Source organism: Flavobacterium koreense (assembly GCF_054776075.1).
Genome location: NZ_BAAHCF010000002.1, coordinates 177,778 through 197,267, shown reverse-complemented (window position 1 = coordinate 197,267; position 19,490 = coordinate 177,778). Strand labels below are relative to the sequence as shown.

25 protein-coding genes and 1 tRNA gene are annotated in these 19,490 nt (G+C 30.6%); 15 read left to right on the top strand and 11 right to left on the bottom strand.

Annotated elements, in window-relative coordinates:
* The first annotated feature begins 55 nt into the window (after positions 1–55).
* The 8 genes from ACYU7A_RS01195 to ACYU7A_RS01160 all read left to right on the top strand — a co-directional run bounded on the left by ACYU7A_RS01195 (position 56) and on the right by ACYU7A_RS01160 (position 6,073).
* Positions 56–1,012 carry a hypothetical protein gene (locus ACYU7A_RS01195; RefSeq protein ID WP_460573615.1) on the top strand — a complete coding sequence of 319 codons (957 nt, stop codon included), beginning with the start codon at positions 56–58 and terminating at the stop codon, positions 1,010–1,012.
* Positions 1,013–1,684 carry a 16S rRNA (cytidine(1402)-2'-O)-methyltransferase gene (rsmI, locus tag ACYU7A_RS01190; protein WP_460573613.1) on the top strand — a complete coding sequence of 224 codons (672 nt, stop codon included), beginning with the start codon at positions 1,013–1,015 and terminating at the stop codon, positions 1,682–1,684.
* Positions 1,685–1,726: 42 nt separating this feature from the next.
* Positions 1,727–2,164: a hypothetical protein gene (locus ACYU7A_RS01185; RefSeq protein WP_460573611.1), complete on the top strand. Its 438-nt coding sequence runs from the start codon at positions 1,727–1,729 to the stop codon at positions 2,162–2,164.
* A 33-nt stretch (positions 2,165–2,197) separates the two neighbouring features.
* Complete coding sequence (locus tag ACYU7A_RS01180; RefSeq protein WP_460573609.1) at positions 2,198–2,644, top strand: hypothetical protein; 447 nt, start codon at positions 2,198–2,200, stop codon at positions 2,642–2,644.
* A gap of 2 nt (positions 2,645–2,646) precedes the next feature.
* A complete protein-coding gene (locus ACYU7A_RS01175) occupies positions 2,647–2,982 on the top strand; it encodes a HopJ type III effector protein (RefSeq protein ID WP_460573607.1) in 336 nt (111 codons plus the stop codon).
* An 82-nt stretch (positions 2,983–3,064) separates the two neighbouring features.
* Positions 3,065–3,517, top strand: a complete 453-nt coding sequence (locus tag ACYU7A_RS01170) for a hypothetical protein (RefSeq protein WP_460573606.1) — start codon at positions 3,065–3,067, stop codon at positions 3,515–3,517.
* A 144-nt stretch (positions 3,518–3,661) separates the two neighbouring features.
* Positions 3,662–5,353, top strand: coding sequence for a single-stranded-DNA-specific exonuclease RecJ (gene recJ, locus ACYU7A_RS01165; protein ID WP_460573604.1), 1,692 nt, complete (start codon positions 3,662–3,664; stop codon positions 5,351–5,353).
* Positions 5,354–5,413: 60 nt separating this feature from the next.
* Positions 5,414–6,073 carry a peptidoglycan-binding domain-containing protein gene (locus ACYU7A_RS01160; protein WP_460573602.1) on the top strand — a complete coding sequence of 220 codons (660 nt, stop codon included), beginning with the start codon at positions 5,414–5,416 and terminating at the stop codon, positions 6,071–6,073.
* Here ACYU7A_RS01160 and ACYU7A_RS01155 read toward each other — a convergent pair.
* From ACYU7A_RS01155 to ACYU7A_RS01140, 4 genes are all read right to left on the bottom strand, one after another.
* Positions 6,062–6,820: a UDP-2,3-diacylglucosamine diphosphatase gene (locus ACYU7A_RS01155; RefSeq protein WP_460573600.1), complete on the bottom strand. Its 759-nt coding sequence runs from the start codon at positions 6,818–6,820 to the stop codon at positions 6,062–6,064. The two genes, ACYU7A_RS01160 and ACYU7A_RS01155, sit on opposite strands and share 12 nt — an antisense overlap.
* Positions 6,821–6,837: 17 nt before the next feature.
* Entirely contained in the window at positions 6,838–7,290 is a 453-nt protein-coding gene (locus ACYU7A_RS01150) for a 6-pyruvoyl trahydropterin synthase family protein (protein WP_298308923.1), read from the bottom strand.
* A gap of 33 nt (positions 7,291–7,323) precedes the next feature.
* Positions 7,324–7,482 carry a hypothetical protein gene (locus tag ACYU7A_RS01145; protein WP_460573598.1) on the bottom strand — a complete coding sequence of 53 codons (159 nt, stop codon included), beginning with the start codon at positions 7,480–7,482 and terminating at the stop codon, positions 7,324–7,326.
* 105 nt (positions 7,483–7,587) lie between these two features.
* On the bottom strand, positions 7,588–8,433 hold the full coding sequence (locus ACYU7A_RS01140; protein WP_460573596.1) for an Omp28-related outer membrane protein: 846 nt from the start codon (positions 8,431–8,433) through the stop codon (positions 7,588–7,590).
* 102 nt (positions 8,434–8,535) lie between these two features.
* Here ACYU7A_RS01140 and ACYU7A_RS01135 point away from each other — a divergent pair, with 102 nt between their 5' ends.
* From ACYU7A_RS01135 to ACYU7A_RS01125, 3 genes are all read left to right on the top strand, one after another.
* Entirely contained in the window at positions 8,536–9,012 is a 477-nt protein-coding gene (locus ACYU7A_RS01135; RefSeq protein WP_460573594.1) for a TlpA family protein disulfide reductase, read from the top strand.
* Between the two features lie 2 nt (positions 9,013–9,014).
* Complete coding sequence (locus ACYU7A_RS01130; RefSeq protein ID WP_460573592.1) at positions 9,015–10,763, top strand: DUF6029 family protein; 1,749 nt, start codon at positions 9,015–9,017, stop codon at positions 10,761–10,763.
* Between the two features lie 5 nt (positions 10,764–10,768).
* A tRNA-Ala gene (locus tag ACYU7A_RS01125) sits at positions 10,769–10,842 on the top strand.
* 41 nt (positions 10,843–10,883) lie between these two features.
* Here ACYU7A_RS01125 and ACYU7A_RS01120 read toward each other — a convergent pair.
* A complete protein-coding gene (locus ACYU7A_RS01120; protein WP_460573590.1) occupies positions 10,884–11,456 on the bottom strand; it encodes a DUF3109 family protein in 573 nt (190 codons plus the stop codon).
* Between the two features lie 172 nt (positions 11,457–11,628).
* On the opposite strand from ACYU7A_RS01120, the gene ACYU7A_RS01115 reads away from it, so the two are divergent.
* The 3 genes from ACYU7A_RS01115 to ACYU7A_RS01105 are packed head-to-tail and all read left to right on the top strand — an operon-like array spanning position 11,629 to position 13,057.
* Positions 11,629–12,207: a MarC family protein gene (locus tag ACYU7A_RS01115; protein WP_460573588.1), complete on the top strand. Its 579-nt coding sequence runs from the start codon at positions 11,629–11,631 to the stop codon at positions 12,205–12,207.
* Positions 12,208–12,243: 36 nt separating this feature from the next.
* Positions 12,244–12,444 carry a hypothetical protein gene (locus tag ACYU7A_RS01110; RefSeq protein WP_460573586.1) on the top strand — a complete coding sequence of 67 codons (201 nt, stop codon included), beginning with the start codon at positions 12,244–12,246 and terminating at the stop codon, positions 12,442–12,444.
* A gap of 4 nt (positions 12,445–12,448) precedes the next feature.
* A complete protein-coding gene (locus tag ACYU7A_RS01105; RefSeq protein ID WP_460573584.1) occupies positions 12,449–13,057 on the top strand; it encodes an FAD-dependent oxidoreductase in 609 nt (202 codons plus the stop codon).
* A 142-nt stretch (positions 13,058–13,199) separates the two neighbouring features.
* On the opposite strand, the gene ACYU7A_RS01100 is transcribed toward ACYU7A_RS01105, so the two are convergent.
* The 3 genes from ACYU7A_RS01100 to ACYU7A_RS01090 form a co-directional block, all read right to left on the bottom strand.
* On the bottom strand, positions 13,200–14,777 hold the full coding sequence (locus ACYU7A_RS01100; protein WP_460573582.1) for a S41 family peptidase: 1,578 nt from the start codon (positions 14,775–14,777) through the stop codon (positions 13,200–13,202).
* 91 nt (positions 14,778–14,868) lie between these two features.
* Positions 14,869–15,297 (bottom strand): deoxycytidylate deaminase, encoded by a 429-nt coding sequence (locus ACYU7A_RS01095; protein ID WP_460573580.1) that lies wholly within the window; start codon positions 15,295–15,297, stop codon positions 14,869–14,871.
* A 192-nt stretch (positions 15,298–15,489) separates the two neighbouring features.
* On the bottom strand, positions 15,490–16,083 hold the full coding sequence (locus ACYU7A_RS01090; RefSeq protein ID WP_396142843.1) for a HupE/UreJ family protein: 594 nt from the start codon (positions 16,081–16,083) through the stop codon (positions 15,490–15,492).
* 144 nt (positions 16,084–16,227) lie between these two features.
* Between ACYU7A_RS01090 and ACYU7A_RS01085 the strand changes: the two genes are divergently transcribed.
* On the top strand, positions 16,228–16,659 hold the full coding sequence (locus ACYU7A_RS01085; protein WP_396142841.1) for a TerB family tellurite resistance protein: 432 nt from the start codon (positions 16,228–16,230) through the stop codon (positions 16,657–16,659).
* Between the two features lie 38 nt (positions 16,660–16,697).
* Here ACYU7A_RS01085 and ACYU7A_RS01080 read toward each other — a convergent pair whose 3' ends face one another.
* From ACYU7A_RS01080 to ACYU7A_RS01070, 3 genes are read right to left on the bottom strand one after another with little or no spacing between them, the layout of a single operon-like run.
* Entirely contained in the window at positions 16,698–18,215 is a 1,518-nt protein-coding gene (locus ACYU7A_RS01080; RefSeq protein ID WP_460573578.1) for a hybrid sensor histidine kinase/response regulator, read from the bottom strand.
* The gene (locus ACYU7A_RS01075; RefSeq protein ID WP_460573576.1) at positions 18,208–18,702 is read right to left on the bottom strand and encodes a Rab family GTPase; all 495 of its coding nucleotides are present in this window, start codon (positions 18,700–18,702) and stop codon (positions 18,208–18,210) included. The genes ACYU7A_RS01080 and ACYU7A_RS01075 overlap by 8 nt, the downstream gene beginning before the upstream one ends.
* The gene (locus ACYU7A_RS01070) at positions 18,695–19,486 is read right to left on the bottom strand and encodes a cell envelope biogenesis protein OmpA (RefSeq protein ID WP_460573574.1); all 792 of its coding nucleotides are present in this window, start codon (positions 19,484–19,486) and stop codon (positions 18,695–18,697) included. The genes ACYU7A_RS01075 and ACYU7A_RS01070 overlap by 8 nt, the downstream gene beginning before the upstream one ends.
* Between the last annotated feature and the right edge of the window lie 4 nt (positions 19,487–19,490).

Here is a 19,490-nt window from a genome sequence, read left to right as displayed (position 1 = left end):
CGAAACAAATTTATTATAAAATAAGATAAGCTAGTCACTATAATTTCAAAAAGTTATGAAAAAAAGATTGGAAGCCGAATTAATCAGCATTGCACACCGAGTTTTAAAGCTAAAAAACAAATCGGAAATCGATCAATTGTATCATGAAACCCAAAAATTATACGAAGCATTAACGGTTTTGAAGTTTTATGGTGACAATTACGAGCAAGTAAAATCGGATATTTCTAACGAAGATATCGAAGAAAAAATCGAAAGTTTTGTTGAAAATAAAACAGTTGTTGCAACTCCAAAAGTAGTTGTTGAAGAAATTGTTGAAGTTGAAGAAACTGAGAATCTGAAACAAGTTCAGATTGAAGAAGTTGAAGAAGTTGTTGAACAAGAAATTGTTGCCGCATCTGAAGAAACAGAAGTTCAAGAAGAAGATGTTGAAGAAGAACCAGTTATTGTTGGAGAAATCACTCTTGAGGAAGAAGATGAAATTGAAGAAGAAGTTCCTGTTGGTGAAGCTAAAAGCGACTTAGATTTTGAACCTATTTTTGAATTAGCAGCAGAAACTCCAGTTGAAACTGAAGAAATCGAAGAACCAAAAGTAGAAGAACCTAAAAAGGAAACGCAACAAATTTCTTTTGAAGATTTATTAGGTCAAAATTATACCGAACCTGTTTTTGTAAAACCAAACGATGTTACGCTTCCAACTTCTAAAAAAGAGGTTTTTGAAAAATCGGATGATATTATTGTTGATCGTTTCGAAGGAAAAACACCTTCATTGAATGATAAACTTGCTAAAACCATCAATATTGGATTGAACGACAGAATGGGATTTGTAAAATTCCTTTTTGCAGACAGCAATGAAGATTACAACCGCGTTTTATCACAATTAAATACGTTCAGCACTTTTAGAGAAGCAAAAGATTTTATTGACGAAATCATCAAGCCAGATTATAACAATTGGGTTGGCGCTGACGATTATGCTGATAGATTTATTGAATTGGTTGAGAAAAAGTTTTTATAAATGTCTAAACTTTATATCGTTCCAACGCCTATTGGCAATCTTGAAGATATGACTTTTAGAGCTATAAAAGTTTTAAAAGAAGCCGATTTAATTCTAGCTGAAGACACGCGTACCAGTGGAAAACTATTGAAGCATTTCGAAATTTCCACACATATGCATAGCCATCACATGCACAACGAACACAAAACCGTTGACAATTTGATTGCACGATTAAAAGGTGGCGAAACTATTGCTTTAATTTCTGATGCAGGAACACCAGCCATTTCTGATCCTGGTTTTTTATTAACACGCGCTTGCGTTGAAAATAATATTGAAGTCGATTGTTTGCCAGGCGCAACAGCTTTTGTACCAGCATTAGTAAATAGTGGATTACCAAACGACCGATTTATATTTGAAGGATTTCTACCAGAAAAAAAAGGAAGACAAACAAGATATTTAGCTTTAGCAGAAGAAACACGAACGATGATTTTCTATGTTTCGCCACATAAATTGGTAAAAACCTTAGCCGAATTTGTGCAATATTTTGGAGCCGAACGCCAAGTTTCTATCTCAAGAGAATTATCTAAACTACACGAAGAAACCATTCGCGGAACAGCTGAAGAAGTTTTAAAACACTTTGAAGAAAAAGCACCTAAAGGTGAAATTGTGGCGGTTGTAGGTGGGAAAAAATAGTGCTCAGTGTTCAGTTGTCAGTGTTCAGTTAATTATAAGTAAATGAAAAAAATTGTTTTATTACTTTTTATGATGTCATTTTCATCTTGTGATAGAGCAATATTTGCATCTGTAACAAATCAAAAAAATGAGCCTTGCAATTTAAAGATTTATTATAATGCCAATTCTGAATCAGTAAAAGACCACATAGCCCGGCACAAAAGTTTCGAAAATTTTTCAAAATTTATTGTAAAATACAACAATTATAATTTCAAAAAAGATCTAATCAATGATTCAATTGAAAAATCAACATTAATTAAATTAAGCCCTAAAGATTCTTTTATAATTTGGGGTGGCGTATTTCAGTTGGAAAATTTTGATGAGATTGAAAAAATAGAAATTATTAATTCGAACAATCAAATAACAGAAATAAAAGGCTCTGAAATAAGTACCAGTTTTGAGCTAAAAGAAGGTGTTACATATCTTTATACAATTAAATAATCTTTTTTATATTTTAATAAATGTATTGTCTTTATGAAAAAATATTTCTTCCTTTTAGTACTATCTGTTATCCTTTTTTCTTGTAAAAAAGAGGAGAAAGATGATAGTTATAATTATTTATATAATAAACTTAATGAGTTGTCAAAGAGAGATCATAGTTTTGCGGAATTTACATATCTTCAAAATTTTCATGAAATTAAAAATGATATTTCTAAACAAAAAAGATTTGATAGTTTGCATAATATATCTTTAGATATTGAAAAAAAATTTAAAAGCTTAGATTTTTCCAATCGTGAAAAAGTGTTTAATTTTAGAGATTCAACAATTAAAAGTCAGAAGCTGCCACCAATATTATTTGATGAGAACGATTTCAAAAACCTAAATGATAGTGTATTTAAAATTAAGATGGAATTAGAAATTTTAAATTTAAGAGAATCTTTTCATTACTTGAGAATTTACGATAGAAAAGCACAATTATAAAAATGAATAACACAATTATGCAAGCCTTAATAAACCAAAAATCGTTTCAAGAAACCATCGCTTATATCGATGAAAAATATAATTTCACACCAACCGCTTTTAAAAACGGGAATCAATTTAACAATGCAAACGAGAATAACGGTTCTTGCAAAATTTTCGCTTTCGCCAAAATAAATAATTTAGAAAAAGACGCAACTTTATCACTTTTTGGAAGTTATTATTTTGATGATGTTTTAAAAAATCCTGATGGAATTGACCATCAGAATATTAGAAATTTTATAATTTTTGGCTGGGATGGAATTTCATTTGATGGTGAAGCTTTGGAATTAAAGTATTAAAACACTTCGAAGAAAAACGCCAAAAGGTGGATATTGTACTAAAAATAGCATTCAGTTGGTTAAAACATAATTAAATCTGTTTATGAAAAAATATTTCATCTTTTTAATACTATCTGTCATCTTTTTTTCTTGTAAAAAAGAGGAGAAAGATGATAGTTATGAATTTCTTTATAACAACATTAGTGAATTAATACGTCAAAATAATTTAGAGAATCAAAATATTTATTTTGCAGCTTTAGAAAAATATAAATCCGATTCTATAGAATTGAAAAAATGTGAATTTCGCTTCAAATTGACTTCTGACATAACGAAAAAATTGAATAGTTTGAATTATACTAACAGGGCTAAAGTTCTTAAATTTAGAGATTCTGTTTTGATAGTTCTTAATAGAAATTTTACCTATAATAAAGAGTTTGATAAACTTAACTTAAATGACAGTGTCTTTAAAAAAATGGTACAATATAAAATGTCTGAGGTTGTAAATGAATATCTAATTTTTCATGTCTTTAAACCAACTGCATTAAGAATAGAATAAGACACAAGTAAAAATCCGCGCTAATCCGTTAAATCTGTGTCATCTGCGTTTCAAAAATTTGCATTTCAATAAATATTTATACATTTGCAAAACAATTACAAGCCATAAAATCATAATTCATAATTTTTAATTCATAATTAAACTATGCGTTGGACATTACAATCGAAGCCAGAAAAAGAACAAGTTCAGAAACTACAAAACGAACTTCAAGTCGATGAAATCATTGCGACTTTATTAGTACAAAGAGGTATTACAACCTTCGACCAAGCCAAAACATTTTTCAGACCAACTTTAGACGATTTGCACAATCCGTATCTGATGAAAGATATGGACAAAGCTGTTTCTCGAATTGAAAAAGCTATTGCAAACGGAGAAAATATTTTAGTTTTTGGCGATTATGACGTCGATGGAACTACTGCTGTTTCGTTGGTTTCCTCCTATTTAAAAAGTTATTATCCAAATATTGCTACTTACATTCCAGATCGTTATGACGAAGGTTACGGAATTTCCTATAAAGGAATTGACTACGCCGACGACAACGGAATTTCTTTAATAATTGCGCTAGATTGTGGTATAAAATCCATCGATCATGTCGCTTACGCAAACGAAAAAAACATCGATTTTATCATTTGTGATCACCATCGACCAGGAAACGAATTGCCCAATGCGGTTGCAGTTTTAGATCCAAAACGTGATGATTGTACTTATCCTTATGATGAACTTTGCGGTTGCGGAGTTGGTTTTAAATTGATTCAAGCTTTGGCAGAAAACAGAAATCAGTCTATTTTAGATTTAATTCCTTACTTAGATTTGGTCGCCACAGCAATTGCAGCAGACATTGTTCCGATAACTGGTGAAAATCGAGTTTTGGCAAAGTTTGGTTTGGAAGTAATCAATTCCAATCCGCGTCCTGGAATTAAGGCTTTGGTTCAAAATGTAAAGAAAAAAGTGCTTACCATAACGGATGTTGTTTTCATTATCGCACCAAGAATTAACGCTGCAGGAAGAATAAAACACGGAAACGAAGCGGTTGCCTTATTGACCGAATTTAATTTAGAACAAGCCGAAATTTTTGCTTCCGAAATTGAACAACACAATGCAGATAGAAAAGATTTAGACAAACAAATCACAGTTGAAGCGTTGGCTCAAATTGAAAACAATAACGAAAAAGAGAACTTTACAACGGTACTTTATCAAGAAAATTGGCACAAAGGCGTTATCGGAATTGTAGCTTCTCGATTAACAGAAACCTATTATCGACCAACAATTGTTTTTACAAAAAGCGGTGATAAATTAGCAGCTTCAGCACGTTCGGTAAAAGATTTTGATGTTTATAATGCGTTAGAAGCTTGCGCAGAACATCTAGAACAATTTGGCGGACACATGTATGCGGCTGGAATGACTTTGAAAGAAGAGAATTACCAAAAATTCAAAGATGCTTTTGAACAAGAAGTTCAAAAAACCATTCACCCAGATTTATTAATTCCAGAAATTTCAGTGGATTTGGAAATCAATTTTTCAGATATTAATCCGAAGTTGATTCGATTATTGAGTCAATTTGAACCTTTTGGACCACAAAATATGACACCTGTTTTTATGACTAAAAATGTTAAAGACACAGGTTATGCAAAACCATTAGGAAAAGACAACGAACATTTAAAGTTATTTGTAAAGCAAAACAACTCGGAAGGATTTGGCGCTATTGGTTTTGGATTAGGAAGTAAACTAGAATCTACTAAAAATCGAAAACCATTTGATGTCGTTTATTGCATTGACGAAAATGAATTTAATGGAACTGTAACGGTTCAATTGCGTTTAAAAGATTTGAAAAATTAATACTATAAATTGTATCGTGAATTTTGTCTATTTTTGTCTACAAAATAACCTCTACTTATTATGAAACAGATTATCATCGTACTTTTAGCAGTAATCGTATTGATTTTGGGCTATAATTTATATAGTAATTACCAACGTTTTCATTCGCCAGGAAGCGATTATGTTAGTAACCAAAAGATTGATTTAAACTATTATGACGCTACTACGCTACAAAACTATTATCAAGCTATAGAAGACGCGAATAGTTATGTAAAAATGGCTTGGGCAAATGATGATGTAGATGTTAGAAATCCAGAAGATGACGATGACGATACAAAAGCGGTTGTTTCTAGCTACACCAAAAAGCTAGGAATCGTTAAATTATATGAAGAAAAGTTAGTACAATCTGCGAAAATGAAAAGTGAAGGATTGAACGACAAAGATGTAATTGCCTTTGAAGAAAGTGGCTATAAAGCAAAAGATTACAACGAGTTCATCAAAAGAAAATTCCTGATGGAAACTTTTAAAAGCAATCCGGAAAAGTATAGTTTGAAAGTTGGCGATTTCAGTTCCTTCGTGTATGAATTGCAAAAGATTTTGGTTAAAAAAGGTTATAACATTCCAGTTGATGGTCTTTTTAAACAAACAACTATTGAAGCACTAGGTTCATTTGAACAAAAAAATGGTTTATTTCCTGATGGAAAACTAGATGCTGTAACTTTAGATTATTTACTTAGATAAGTATTCGAACTTTTTCAATTCAAAATTTTCTCCGTCAAAAACTCCGTAGGTAAAGTAGCCAATCCAATCACCAAGGTTTACGTATTCTGAATTTTTACCAATTTTTAAAGTCATTGGTAAATGTCTGTGTCCAAAAATCAGGTAATTGTAATGTTTGGTTTCAATTTTTTTCTTAGAGTATAAAATTAGCCATTCGTTGTCTTCGCCTAAGTATTTTACGTCTTCAACTCCTGAAATCAATTTGTTTTTTACAGAAAGATATTGTGCTAATTTCATTCCGATATCTGGATGAAGCCAACGGTATAGCCATTTTGAAAATGGATGAACAAATACTTTCTTCATTCGTTTGTAACCTTTATCTCCAGGACCTTTTCCGTCACCATGACCAATAAGAAACGTTTTATTGTTGAAAGTAAACTCTTTATTATCGTGATAAACTGGAATATTGAGTTCTTTTTGAAAATAATCATTCATCCACAAATCGTGATTTCCGACGAAGAAATAAATAGGAATTCCACTATCTCTAATTTCAGCTAATTTTCCAAGAACTCTTATAAATCCTTTTGGAACAACGGTTTTATATTCGAACCAAAAATCAAACAAATCACCCAGAAGGAAAATGGCTTCCGCATCTTTTTTTACTTCATCTAACCATGCCACGAATTTTTTTTCGCGCGGAAAACTAGTTTCAGGCGTTGGAGCTCCAAAATGTTGGTCGGATGCGAAATAGATTTTCTTGTTTGACATTTTGTAAAAGTAGTAAATTACATATTATCAGAAGCATACCATTCGGCAAACGAGCTTTCTGTTTCTTGTAATTTTAAAGAATGTAATTGAATATTGTTTGGTAATCTGTCTTGAATTTTCTTAGCAAAATCAATTACCATATTTTCACTTGTTGGTTGATAATTTACTAAAATTACATGATGACCACGATTTTTTAGTTCTTCAGCTAACTCAACATGTGGTGTATTCTTGTTAAAAACTGTAGCATGATCAAAAACATCAACTATTTCTTCTCGTACAATTTTTTTCAAATCAGAAAAATCAATTACCATTCCGAATTTTACATTATTCGAATCGGATATTGGTGTTCCAATTACGGTTACTGAAAGTTTGTAACTGTGTCCATGAACATTTTTACATTTTCCATCGTAGCCATAAAGCGCATGACCTGTTTCAAAAGAAAACTGTTTGGTAATTCTGATTTTACTCATCATTTAGATTTTAGAATGCAAATTTAAGGAATTTTACTCTAAGTCTTTTCTGTTTTTTGAACGATAGTACATATAATAAGCAAGTCCTATTAGCACTACAAATGGCAAAACATAACCAATCCATACGCCAATTAAATAACCATTATCTGGTGCATTCTTAATTTTATCATCAATATTGACTTGCTGAATCAAAGAAATAAATTTCATTTCAAATATTTAAAATTATTACACAAATTTACTAAAAAAAATAAGGTCGCCTTTCGAGCGACCTATATAAATTTTAAAATTATTTCCCTTTTATGGATTAATTTCAAATTGTTGATTTTCGTTAGGTAAAGCACCTCTCACATTGATGGCTTTATTATCAGCTCCATCCACTACAAAAGCAACAAAGCTTAAATTTGCTGCATTAGAAACATTTGAAGGAATTGCAACAGTATAGTTTTTAGTAATGGTTTGTCCATTAGTTGTACTTTCTGTTATTGCATCACCTAATATACTATTTGTTAAACAAGCTCTCAAAACATTATCATGTTCAAAATTTGAAATAACACTTCCTCCACCATAAAAACTTGTGTAATTTACTTGATCATAAATCAAATTATTTTCAAGAACATAAACTACTAATTTTAAATTAGTGTAGTCTTTAGCAAATTTAATTTTAACATCAAGGTTAATATTTCCTCCTGAAACTGTTGAATTCAAAGCAAGTCCAAGTCCAACATTGTTTAGAGCTAAATTCTTAACTTGATTGATATTTGAATTTTCTGGATAACTCCAAGTTAGCATTCTGTTTAATTTACCTGTTGGATAACCTTGCAAATCGATTAGTGTTTTTAATGGGGTAGCTCCTGCAAAATGATAAGGATCATATCCGCTACCAGATTGTTGATGAATAGCCACAGGAACAACTTTTGTAGATTGCTCTAATACTTTCTCAATACCATAAGCAACTCTTGGGCAATATCCGCACCATGCTCCTGTATAATCCTCAACCAAAACTCTTTTTTGAAATTGACCAGAAATTGGTGTATTATCTACTGCAGGTGGTTGAGAAGATCCTGAGCCAGATGAATCATCTTTACTACAAGAAATAAAAAAACTTGCAGCTAAAAGAAAACTTAAAAATTTAAAATTCTTCATAAATAAAAATTGTTGGTTTGTTTAATAGATATGCAAATAAATAAAAAAAAACACAAAACAATACATTAATTTTTATTTATTTGCACAACAAATTAAGAAAAAATGAGAAAACTACATTTACTACTTTTATTATTTGGCTTCTTAAGCTATTCCCAACAAAATGTTCCAAATATTAAGACCACAAGTATTGATGGTAAAACCATTTCAATTCAAACAGATTTTTTAGAAAAAGATAAATTATACATTTTTTCTTTTTGGGCAACTTGGTGTTCACCTTGTATTCAAGAATTAGATGCAATAAATGAGGTCTATGAAGATTGGAAAAAAAATCTAAATGTTGAATTAATTGCAGTTTCTACTGATGATTCTAGAACTCAAAAAAGAGTAAAGCCTTTGGTAAACGGAAAAGGTTGGAACTATACTATTTTACTAGACACAAATCAAGAGTTTAAAAGAAGTTTAGGTATTTCAAATATTCCTTATTTAATTGTAATTAAAAACGGTAAAATTGTCTTTACTGAGAATGGTCATACTCCAGGAAATGAGGACAAATTATTTGAAAAATTAAAAAGCTTATAGTCATGAAAAACTATTTATTAGTCGTATTTTCTTTATTTCTCTCAACACTACTTCAAGCACAAGAAAAAGAAAAAGCACCTGTTAAAGGTCTATTATCTGGTTCTTTTGAATCTACAGGTCAATGGTACTTAAATGATAAAGAAAGGGATTTGGAACAAGATTCTATACCATTACGTTCTAATAGTTATCTTTCTTTAAATTATAACTATGGTAGCTTTACAGCAGGAGTTCAAGCAGAATCATATACTTCAGAAGCATTATTGAATTATAACCCTAAATTTACCAAAACCAATTTAGGAATTTATTTTTTAAATTATAAAACGAAAAAAATTGATGCTACTTTAGGTCACTTTTATGAGCAATTTGGTAGTGGATTATTATTGAGAAGTTTTGAAGATCGTTCATTAGGAATAAATAATGCTCTTAGAGGTGGGAAAATCAATTTTAGACCAAATGATAATATTTCGCTAACTGCATTGTATGGAAAACAAAGAACTGGTTTTGATGTTAGTAAAGGAAGTGTTTTTGGATTTGATTCAAATGTTAATGTCAGCTCATTGTTAAAAAACACCAAATATGAGTTATCTTTTGGCTTAAGTTATGTTGGAAGATATGAAGAAAGTTATTTTGCAAAACCAAATTTCTCAGAATTAACTAATGCTTACTCTGGTAGAATAAATTTCAGCAAAAGTAATTTTTACATTAATGGTGAATACAACATTAAATCAAAAGATGCCTTATTAATCGTTGCAACTAATAAAATCACTAATGACGTCATAAAGCCAGGTTCAGCTGCTTTAATAAATTTTGGTTACTCTAAAAAAGGATTGGGCTTTGATACCACTTTAAGAAGATTAGAAAACATGACTTTTCTGTCGGAAAGAGAACCTCAATTTATTGGAATTGAAAGAACTAGTTTGTTTTTTAACGACAGAATAATGAATTTTTTACCTAGTTTAACAAAACAAAATCACTCTAACCTATCAAATATTTACGTATACCAAGCACAAGGCGGTGTTAATATCGACCCAACTAATGGTATTGCAAAAGCAGGAGAAATTGGAGGCCAAGTTGATTTTTTCTATGATTTCAAAAAAGGGTCTTTATTTGGAGGAAAATATGGTACTAAAATCGCTTTGAATTTTTCAAACTGGTATAATTTAGGTGGTACCTATACTTTTGAAGATCAATTTGGAAACTACGCACCAAATTACAAAACAGATTTTTTCTCATCGAAACAAAAATATTATTCTGATTATAATATCGAAATTTCTAAAAAGTTTAGTTCTAAAGTCAATGGAAGTCTTTCGTACATTAACCAATACTATAACAATAGATACATTACTGGAGCAGCTAATTTACTGATTAAAACCAATATTATAGCAGCAGAATCAACAGTTAAATTTGGTAAATCTAAATCTATAACTTTTGGTTTAGAACATATGTGGGCTGATACTGATAGAAAAAATTGGTTTTCATCATCTATAGAATACAATCACAATGCTAATTGGTCTGTATACTTAAATGATATGTACAATTATGGCTATGATATAAATGAAGAACAGATTTCTAGAGGTGTTGATGCTTTTAAGATTCATTTTTATAATCTTGGTGGCTCATATAAAAAAGGGAGCACAAGAATTGCTCTAAACTACGGACGTCAAAGAGGAGGCTTAGTTTGTGCAGGTGGTGTTTGTAGATTTGTGCCACAAAGTACAGGAGTTACTTTATCTTTATCAACTTCATTTTAATTTTTGGGGGATTAGCTCATTTGGCTAGAGCGCTTGCCTGGCAGGCAAGAGGTAACCGGTTCGACTCCGGTATTCTCCACTTTAAAAACAAAAATGCCTTGATATCAAGGCATTTTTGTTTTATTTTCCATTTTTTAAATCTTCAGCTACTTTTTCTAGTTCTTGGTACCAATCTTCTCCAAATTTTCTAATCAAAGCTTCTTTTACAAATTTATAAATTGGAACTTGAAGTTCTTTTCCTAGTGAGCAAGCATCATCACAAATATCCCAACGATCATAATTGACTGCTGCAAATTCAGTAAAATCTTTTACTCTAATTGGATATAAATGACATGACACAGGTTTTTTCCAAGAAATAACTCCTTGATTATAGGCTTGTTCTATTCCGCACAAAGCAGTTTTCCCGTCAAAAATAACGTAGGCGCAATCTTTATTATCTATTAAAGGTGTTTCTAAATCTTGCTCCGTTCCTTTTACCCAAGCTCCCAGTCTCTCAATAGCTTCTATTCCTTCTTTACGTAAAAATGGTTTTACTTTAGGATAAATTTCTTCCAAAATTTTAGTTTCTTCTTCACTCAATGGCGCACCTGCGTCTCCATCTACACAACATGCACCATGGCACGCAGAAAGATTACAAACAAAATCCTTTTCTAAAATATCTTCCGAAACTATCGTTTTTCCTAACTGAAACATATGTCAAATATTTGATATTAAATTTTAGATATTAGATGTTTTCTCTTATCTAAAATTTTGGGCAAAGGTACAAATGATTTTATGGTTTTAATAAATATCCTAAAATTAACGTATCGTTTTGATTTTAACAATTTGGAAAGCAGTAGTTTTGCACTTTGAAAAATGAGGAATTATGTTTGGATTAGATTTTAAAGAGATTGTAACTATTGGAATGGTGCTTTTTGCAGTAATTGATATTGTAGGAACGATTCCTATTATTGTAGAATTACGTCAAAAATTTGGTCACATTGAATCAGAAAAAGCTTCGGTTGTTGCTGGAGTTATTATGATTGTTTTCCTTTTTGTTGGAGAAGAATTGTTAAAATTAATTGGAATTGACGTTCACTCTTTTGCAGTTGCAGGTTCGTTTGTTCTTTTCTTTTTAGCATTAGAAATGATTCTCGGAATTCGAATTTATAAAGAAGAAGCCAGTTCTTCTGCATCGATTGTTCCATTGGCATTTCCTTTAATTGCTGGTGCTGGAACAATGACTACGTTACTTTCATTACGTTCACAATTTGCAACTATAAATATCATAATTGCCATAGTTTTAAACATTATTTTGGTTTACGCAGTTTTAAAATCTTCTGCTAAAATTGAAAAATTATTGGGTAAAAATGGTCTTGGTGTTATTAGAAAAACCTTTGGTGTGGTGCTTCTTGCTATTGCTGTTAAATTATTTGCAGCTAATGTTAAAGGATTATTCATTTAATCTGATTTTTATTATTTTTGTATCAAATATTTATCAATGAAAATTTTTACTACTATATTGATTTTAGTTGCAATTGGATTAATCGGTTTCAACATTACTTTACTTGATTTTCAAAATCCATTTGAAGGTGATAGTTTGATTGCTTTAGTTGGAATTGCTGCTGCTTTTTGCGCTGTTTTAATTTTACTTATCTTCAAAATGTCTAAAAAAATTGAAGAGAAATTAAAAAATCAATAAATTCATGTTTGATGTTTTAATAATTGGCGGTGGCGTTTCTGGAGTTTCTTGTGCACTAGTATTAGGTTCGGCTCATAAAAAAGCCTTTGCTCAAGATAAAAAAATCGGAATTATTACACATCAAAAAACCTCTTCTTTACAAGAAGCCTTATTCAATAATGCTTACGGAATTCCTGCTGGAAAATTAGGCTCTGAACTTTTAACTGAAAGTTTAGAACAACTTCAAAATTTATATCCTCACGTAGAACAAATTGAGAACGAAAAAGTACTTAAAATTGAAGGTGATTCTCTAAATTTCAATGTAATCACAAATAAAAACTCTTACAAAACTAAAAATATTGTTGTTGGAATTGGCTCAGCAAATACGTTTGCAATTGAAGGTTTAATGCATTACGTTGAACCTCACAAAAAAGCAATTGCTGAAAAACAACGCATCCAATTAAAAAACGATGACCACAAAGTTGCTGACGGAATTTATGTAGCCGGAACTCTTGCCGGACACAGAAGTCAATTAGCAATCGCTGCAGGAAGTGGCGCTGCCGTAGCAACCGATATTCTAACGTTGTGGAATGATGGGATTTCGAGTCAAGCGCACGATTCTATAAGGAAGTAGGTTTATCTTTTTGGTAAAAATTCCAAATTCTTTTAGATAGTTTGTATAAAAATACAATTACGATCACTGAAATTAATAGAATAGCGATTTGCCAAAGAAACAAACCTAAACTAAAATCATCTATTACTTTTTCCATAGTAATTTATTTACCATTCAAAACCGTTTTCACCATTTTATCTTCTTTCAAAATAATCTGATAATATTGATTTTCTCCAAATAATTGACGAGCAAATTCTGCAGTGATGTAACGATTTACTAATGCTCTACTTTTGTTCAAACTAATATCTAAACCAGCTTTTGAAAGGTATTTTTCGAACAAACTAATGTAGGTTTCATTGTTTAGCATTTTAGCTTGAAACTTTTGAAAATCATCTCCTTTGAAAGCATTTCTATTTTGATCTAACTGTTCAAAAACAAAATGTCCAACGATACCTGTTTGAAGTATATATTCTAAACTTTCTTGCCCGTGTTCTACTTCTAAAGGCACGAAAACATCTGGAACAATTCCGCCACCACCATAAACTGTTCTTCCTTTTTTGGTTTTGAATTTTAACGAATCAGCAATTTTTATTTTGCCTTTTTCATACAATTCGCCACTTTCAAAACGCGTTTCAGATTCTTTGTAATATTCTTCAGTATGACCTTTTACATATGGTTTTTGAATACTTCTTCCACTTGGTGTGTAATATCTTGCAATGGTCAATCGCACTGCTGAACCGTCATCAAAACCCATTTCGCGCTGCACCAATCCTTTTCCAAAAGAACGTCTTCCGTAAACCAAACCTCTATCGTTGTCTTGAATAGCTCCAGCTAAAATCTCGCTTGCAGAAGCTGAATTTTCATCAATCAAAACAGCTACTTTTCCAGTCTCAAAATTACCTTCGTCTGTTGCAAAAGTTTTATCTATACTTCCTTTTTTGTTTTTAGTAAAAACTATTAATTCTTTATCTTTCAATAATTCATCAGCGATTTCTACTGCCATTTCCATAAATCCGCCACCGTTTTCACGTAAATCAATTACAAGTGAATTGATGCCACTTTTCTTCAATTTCAGTAAAGCTGTATGAAATTCATCAGCTGTAGTTTCAGCAAAACGATTGATTTTTATGTAACCTGTAGTTTTATTCAATAAAATCGCAATGTCAACACTTTTTATAGGTATGATATCGCGTATTACTTTAATTTTCAGATTTTTATTTTCAGATTTTCTGTAAATTGTCAGGGTAACTTCCGATTCTTTTTCACCTTTCAATTTGCTGTAAAGGACTTCGTTTTTTAGTTTTTTACCAAATAGCTTGAAATTATCAGCATACAAAATTCTGTCACCAGATTTGATTCCGGCTTTTTCTGCTGGACCATTTTCAATTGGTTTTATAACGGCAATTGTATCATTATAATTGTAGAAATTTACACCAATTCCAACGAAATCGCCTTTCATATTCTCAGCAACAGCGGTTTGCTCACTTGGCGGAACATAAACTGAATGTGGATCAAGATTAGCAAGAATGTTATTAACCGTTAAATCTACAATGGAGTCGGTTTTTACATCATCAACATACTCATTATCAATAAAATTGATGAGTTTATTTAGTTTTGTTTTGTAATCGTTTTTAGATAAAGAAGGTTTTGCTACAGGATAATTAATCAAACCACCAATAACAATGCCCAGCGCCACGCACGAGAAAAAAAGTAATGGTATGTAGATTTTATTAATTTTCATGAAAAACAATTAATTAGCTTGTCAAAATTACAAAGGTTTATAGTATAGGAACGTTAAACATATCCTATTATTTCCTAAAACTTTATAAAACTTAATCTAACTCTTCAATTTGAGAAACTTCGATTCCTGCTTTTTCAAGGAAATCAATTCCTGATCTGTCGCGATAACCATTTTGATAAACCACTCGTTTTATTCCTGATTGGTGAATTAATTTACTACATTCCTTACAAGGTGAAAGTGTAATATATAAAGTAGCGTTATCGCAAGATTGAGTAGAACGTGCCACTTTTAAAATAGCATTTGCCTCAGCATGAAGCACATACCATTGTGTTAGTCCTTCGTCATCTTCGCAACAATTTTCAAATCCTGAAGGTGTTCCGTTGTAGCCATCGGAAATTATCATTCGGTCGCGAACAATTATTGCGCCTACTTGCTTGCGCTTACAATAAGAAAGTTTACTCCATTCAGCCGCAATTCTTAAGTAGGCTTTATCGTATTTGTTTTGTTTTTTGTCTTTCATATTAATGCTGAACTTGTTTCAGTATCTCTTCATTATTTATTTAAGGCACGAAGGCACAAAGTTTATTTTATTTATTTCTGAACTCTATTCAAATGGTATCTCCTTTAGCCCTGATTGTAGCAACTACCATGTAGTGCGGAAAGCAGGAATTACAATTACAAATATAACTACTGATTGGCTCCTATTCTAATATTATCGTTTCCAAATTGGACTTTCTATGATTAACGGAATTACAACTCCAATGACAAATGCTGACATGGTTAATGTAAAATCGCGTTTACTGAATCGGAATAAGGTTTGAACAATGAATGATAAAATTAAAACTACTAAAACTACAATAATTTGCGCGGCTTCAATTCCGAGTGCGAATTCTAGTAATGGCCACAATTTGTCAGTTGGTTTTCCTGGAAGGATTTCTTTAAAATAGTTTGAAAATCCTAATCCATGAATGATTCCGAAGAATAAAGTTATGGCTCCTATGAAGGTTATACTTTCTTGTTTTGAGGATTTTCCTGCTGTAAAAAGATTGAAAAATGCTGTTATTAGAATCGTAATTGGAATCAAAAATTCGACAATATTAGCTTGAACAGTTACGATATTAAAAACAGAAAGCATCAAAGCAAGCGTGTGTCCGATGGTAAAAATGGTAACTAATAGAAGTATTCTTTTCCAATCTTTGAAAGCATAAGGAACGGTTAGAGCTATTAGAAATAAAACGTGATCATAACCATTGATGTCTAAAACATGGTTGAGACCAATTTTGAAATAAATCCAAAAATCTGACATAAGTTCGGTTTTTAGCAATTTTTAGGAATGTAAACTTACAATTTATTTTGAATTTGGCAGAAAAGATTATCTTAAATTCGATGAAAAACATTTTCGGTTTTTGAGGAATTTGAATTATATTTGCATAATAAAACCATTATAATTATGTCATTTTCAGATTTATTTGATAGCGAATTTAAAACGAGAAATAAAGGTCATTTTTCGGCTATTGTTCGTGTTGCCACTTCTGACGGAGATTTGAGCAAAGAAGAAAAAGAATTTTTAGATAAACTAGCTGTAAGATTAGAAATTTCGGCAGCTGAATATGAAGAAATTCTTGAAAATCCATTGAAATACCCAATCAATCCGCCGTATTCTTATGCGCACAGATTGGAGCGTTTGTATGATTTATCAAGAATGGTTTATGCAGATCACATTCTTGGACCTAAGCAAAAAGAAATTTTAACTCGTTTTGCTTTGGCATTAGGTTTTACTCCAGGAAATGTAAATTACATAGTTGACAAAGCATTGTCTTTATTAGTAATGGGTGTTGATTTAGACACATTTACTTTTGAAATGACTCACATGAATAAGTAATATAATTATTCTTTGAAATATAAAAAAGTCCTAATTTCTTAGGACTTTTTTAGTTTTAATACTTCATAAACCATTTCATAAATTTCTTCTTTCTTGTATGGCTTTGTTATATACCCATTAAAACCCATTGCGTCAAAAATCTCCTTTTGATTAGCAACAGGATGGCCTGAAACGCCAATAATTGGAATAGAATTAATTTCTTTTTTTATATTTTCCCTCAAAACAACTGTAGTTTGATAGCCATCCATTTGGGGCATTTCTTTATCCATAAAAATTAAATCATATGGATTTTGTTCTACCATTTCAATAGCTTGCAAACCATTATTAGCAATATTAATATTAAATCCACCATGATTTAATAACAATTTCATCAATAAAAGTTGATTAATTTCATCGTCTTCTACAATAAGTACATTAAGTTTATTGATGATTTCAATAAATTCAAATGGTTTAGTACCAACTTCACTTTCTTTAATTTCTAATGGAATTTCAATCTCAAAAGTGGTACCTACATTTAATTCTGTTTGATAATCTATTTTACCTCCCATTAATTCTAATAGATTTGAAACAATAGAAAGTCCTAAACCTGAACCATCAATTTTTTTGGAATCGTGAAGCTTTTTGAAACTTTGAAAAACTTCGCCTTTTTCATTAGCTTTTATTCCTGTTCCTGTATCGGCAACTTTAATCAAAATTGTAGCATTATTACTTTCAATTTCTTTTACAACAACCGAAAGAACAACACTGCCTTTTTTGGTAAATTTTATGGCATTATCTAGCAAATTGATAATAATTTGTACAATTCTAGTTTTATCACCAACCACTAATTTTGGTAGGTTTTTATCTTTTACAATTTGAAAATCAAGCTTTTTGGTTCTTGCTTTTGGAGCTATAATTTTTTCAATATGGTAAAGCATTTCAATAAAATCAAATGGAGCAGTTTGAAGTTTTATTTGCCCCATTTCTATTTTTGATAAATCTAAAATATCATCTACTAGCTCTTTTATATGATTTGTTGTTTCTTTCATTAATGCAATCATTTCTTTTTGAGAAGAAGTGATTTCAGATTTTTCTAACATTCCCAAAAACCATAACGAAGCGCTTAATGGTGTTTTCAAATCATGACTTACATTGGCTAAGAATTTGTTTTTAAAATTCTTCTCCGATTGTAATTGTTGGTTTTTTATTTCCGCCAAATGAAAACTAAGAACAGATTCATTTTTTTCTTGGGCAATGCTTTGAAAATTATTGTAGTGTTCTGTAAAATCAATAAAAATTAGAAACGGATTTTCATTATTTGAACCTGAATTGAAAATGACGTCAATAGTTTTTTTAATTCCTTCATAATCAATGTGAATACAGCTAAATGTAAACTCGTTGTATTCTAAATCAATCAAAGAAATAATAGTCTCGAAAAAAGGATGAAAATCAGAAATCGAAGTTTGTTTCTGAATTTTATAAAGCAAATCATCGGAATGTAAAACAATTCCTTGCTTGTCTAAAACTACAATTTGAGTTTTATTATAGAGATATTTATTTCTAATTTGCTCAAACATTTTTTACCATTTTCAGTCCAATTGTTTGAAATAAATTTTCAACTTCAATTCCTTCTTTGGCACTTGCAAAATAATCAATTGAAATGTTTTCTTGCTCTAGTAATTTTTTAAATTCCTCAATATCAATTAAATCTGATTTATTGGCAACAGAAACAATTTTTGAAGTTGGATAGGTTGTTTTTAAAAAATCAATCTCTTCGTTAAATCGTTCAAAGGTTTGTGAACGCGTTGGATCGATAACATAAATAAATCCTGAAGTACCTAAAAGATAAGACGAACGTACTTTTTGAATATCGTCTTTTCCTTCAATATCCCAAATTACTAAAGTTAGATTTAGTTCTTCAATTTTAATTTCTTTTTTGAGAATATGAACACCAATAGTAACAATATAATTATCAGAAAATGTGTTTTGAACAAATCGCCTCATCAAAGAAGATTTTCCAACACCAAAATGTCCTACTAAAACAACTTTTTTCGAACTATTCATGGATGAATTCTGTTAGCTTAATGGTTATATGTTCTTTATCGACAGCATCTGTTTTAATATGAGAAGCAATATCGAATAATTTATTTTCTAATTTATTTTTGAAAGAAGCATCAAATCCTCCTGAAATTACAACTGCAAAATAATAGGAAGTAAAATTTTGAATATGAATTTCAAATAATTCATATTGAATTGATTCTAAGCTTTGCTGGTCTTTTTTGAAAGCATCCTCAACGAAACTTTTAATCGCTGTTAACATTCCAGCAATCATATCTTCATCAATACTTTCTTTTTTGGATGCACTTGAAATAATCAAACCTGAACCTTTTTCGATAACAAAAATTTGTTCGACAGAAGTTTGATTCATTTCGCTCAAAATGATTTCTTTTTCGGAAACTCCTGTGAAAATCGCTTTAACTTTTCGTTGCCAGGTTTTAATTGAAAAAGTGGTTTGAACTTGGCTATTAATAGAATCTGAAAGCGCTTTTATTTCTTGCTGAATGTATTTCTTTATCATTTTACCAATGATTGGAAAAAGAGCTTCAACAACTTTATCTTGCGATTTAGTTAAAGCATCGGCAATAACTGGACCTAATTTTGTTGGAATTTCTTCCACAAAAGTGTCTATTTTTTTATCAATAATTGGGTTTACTTTTTCAGAAAGTTTTTCGTGCGTGTTAACCGTATCTTCAAGAGAATCTAATTTTTGTAAAATATTTTGCGCAAAATCTCTGTCCTCACTAAGAAGAAGTTCTTTGAGCTTAATTAATTTCTCTGAATCTGTCATAATA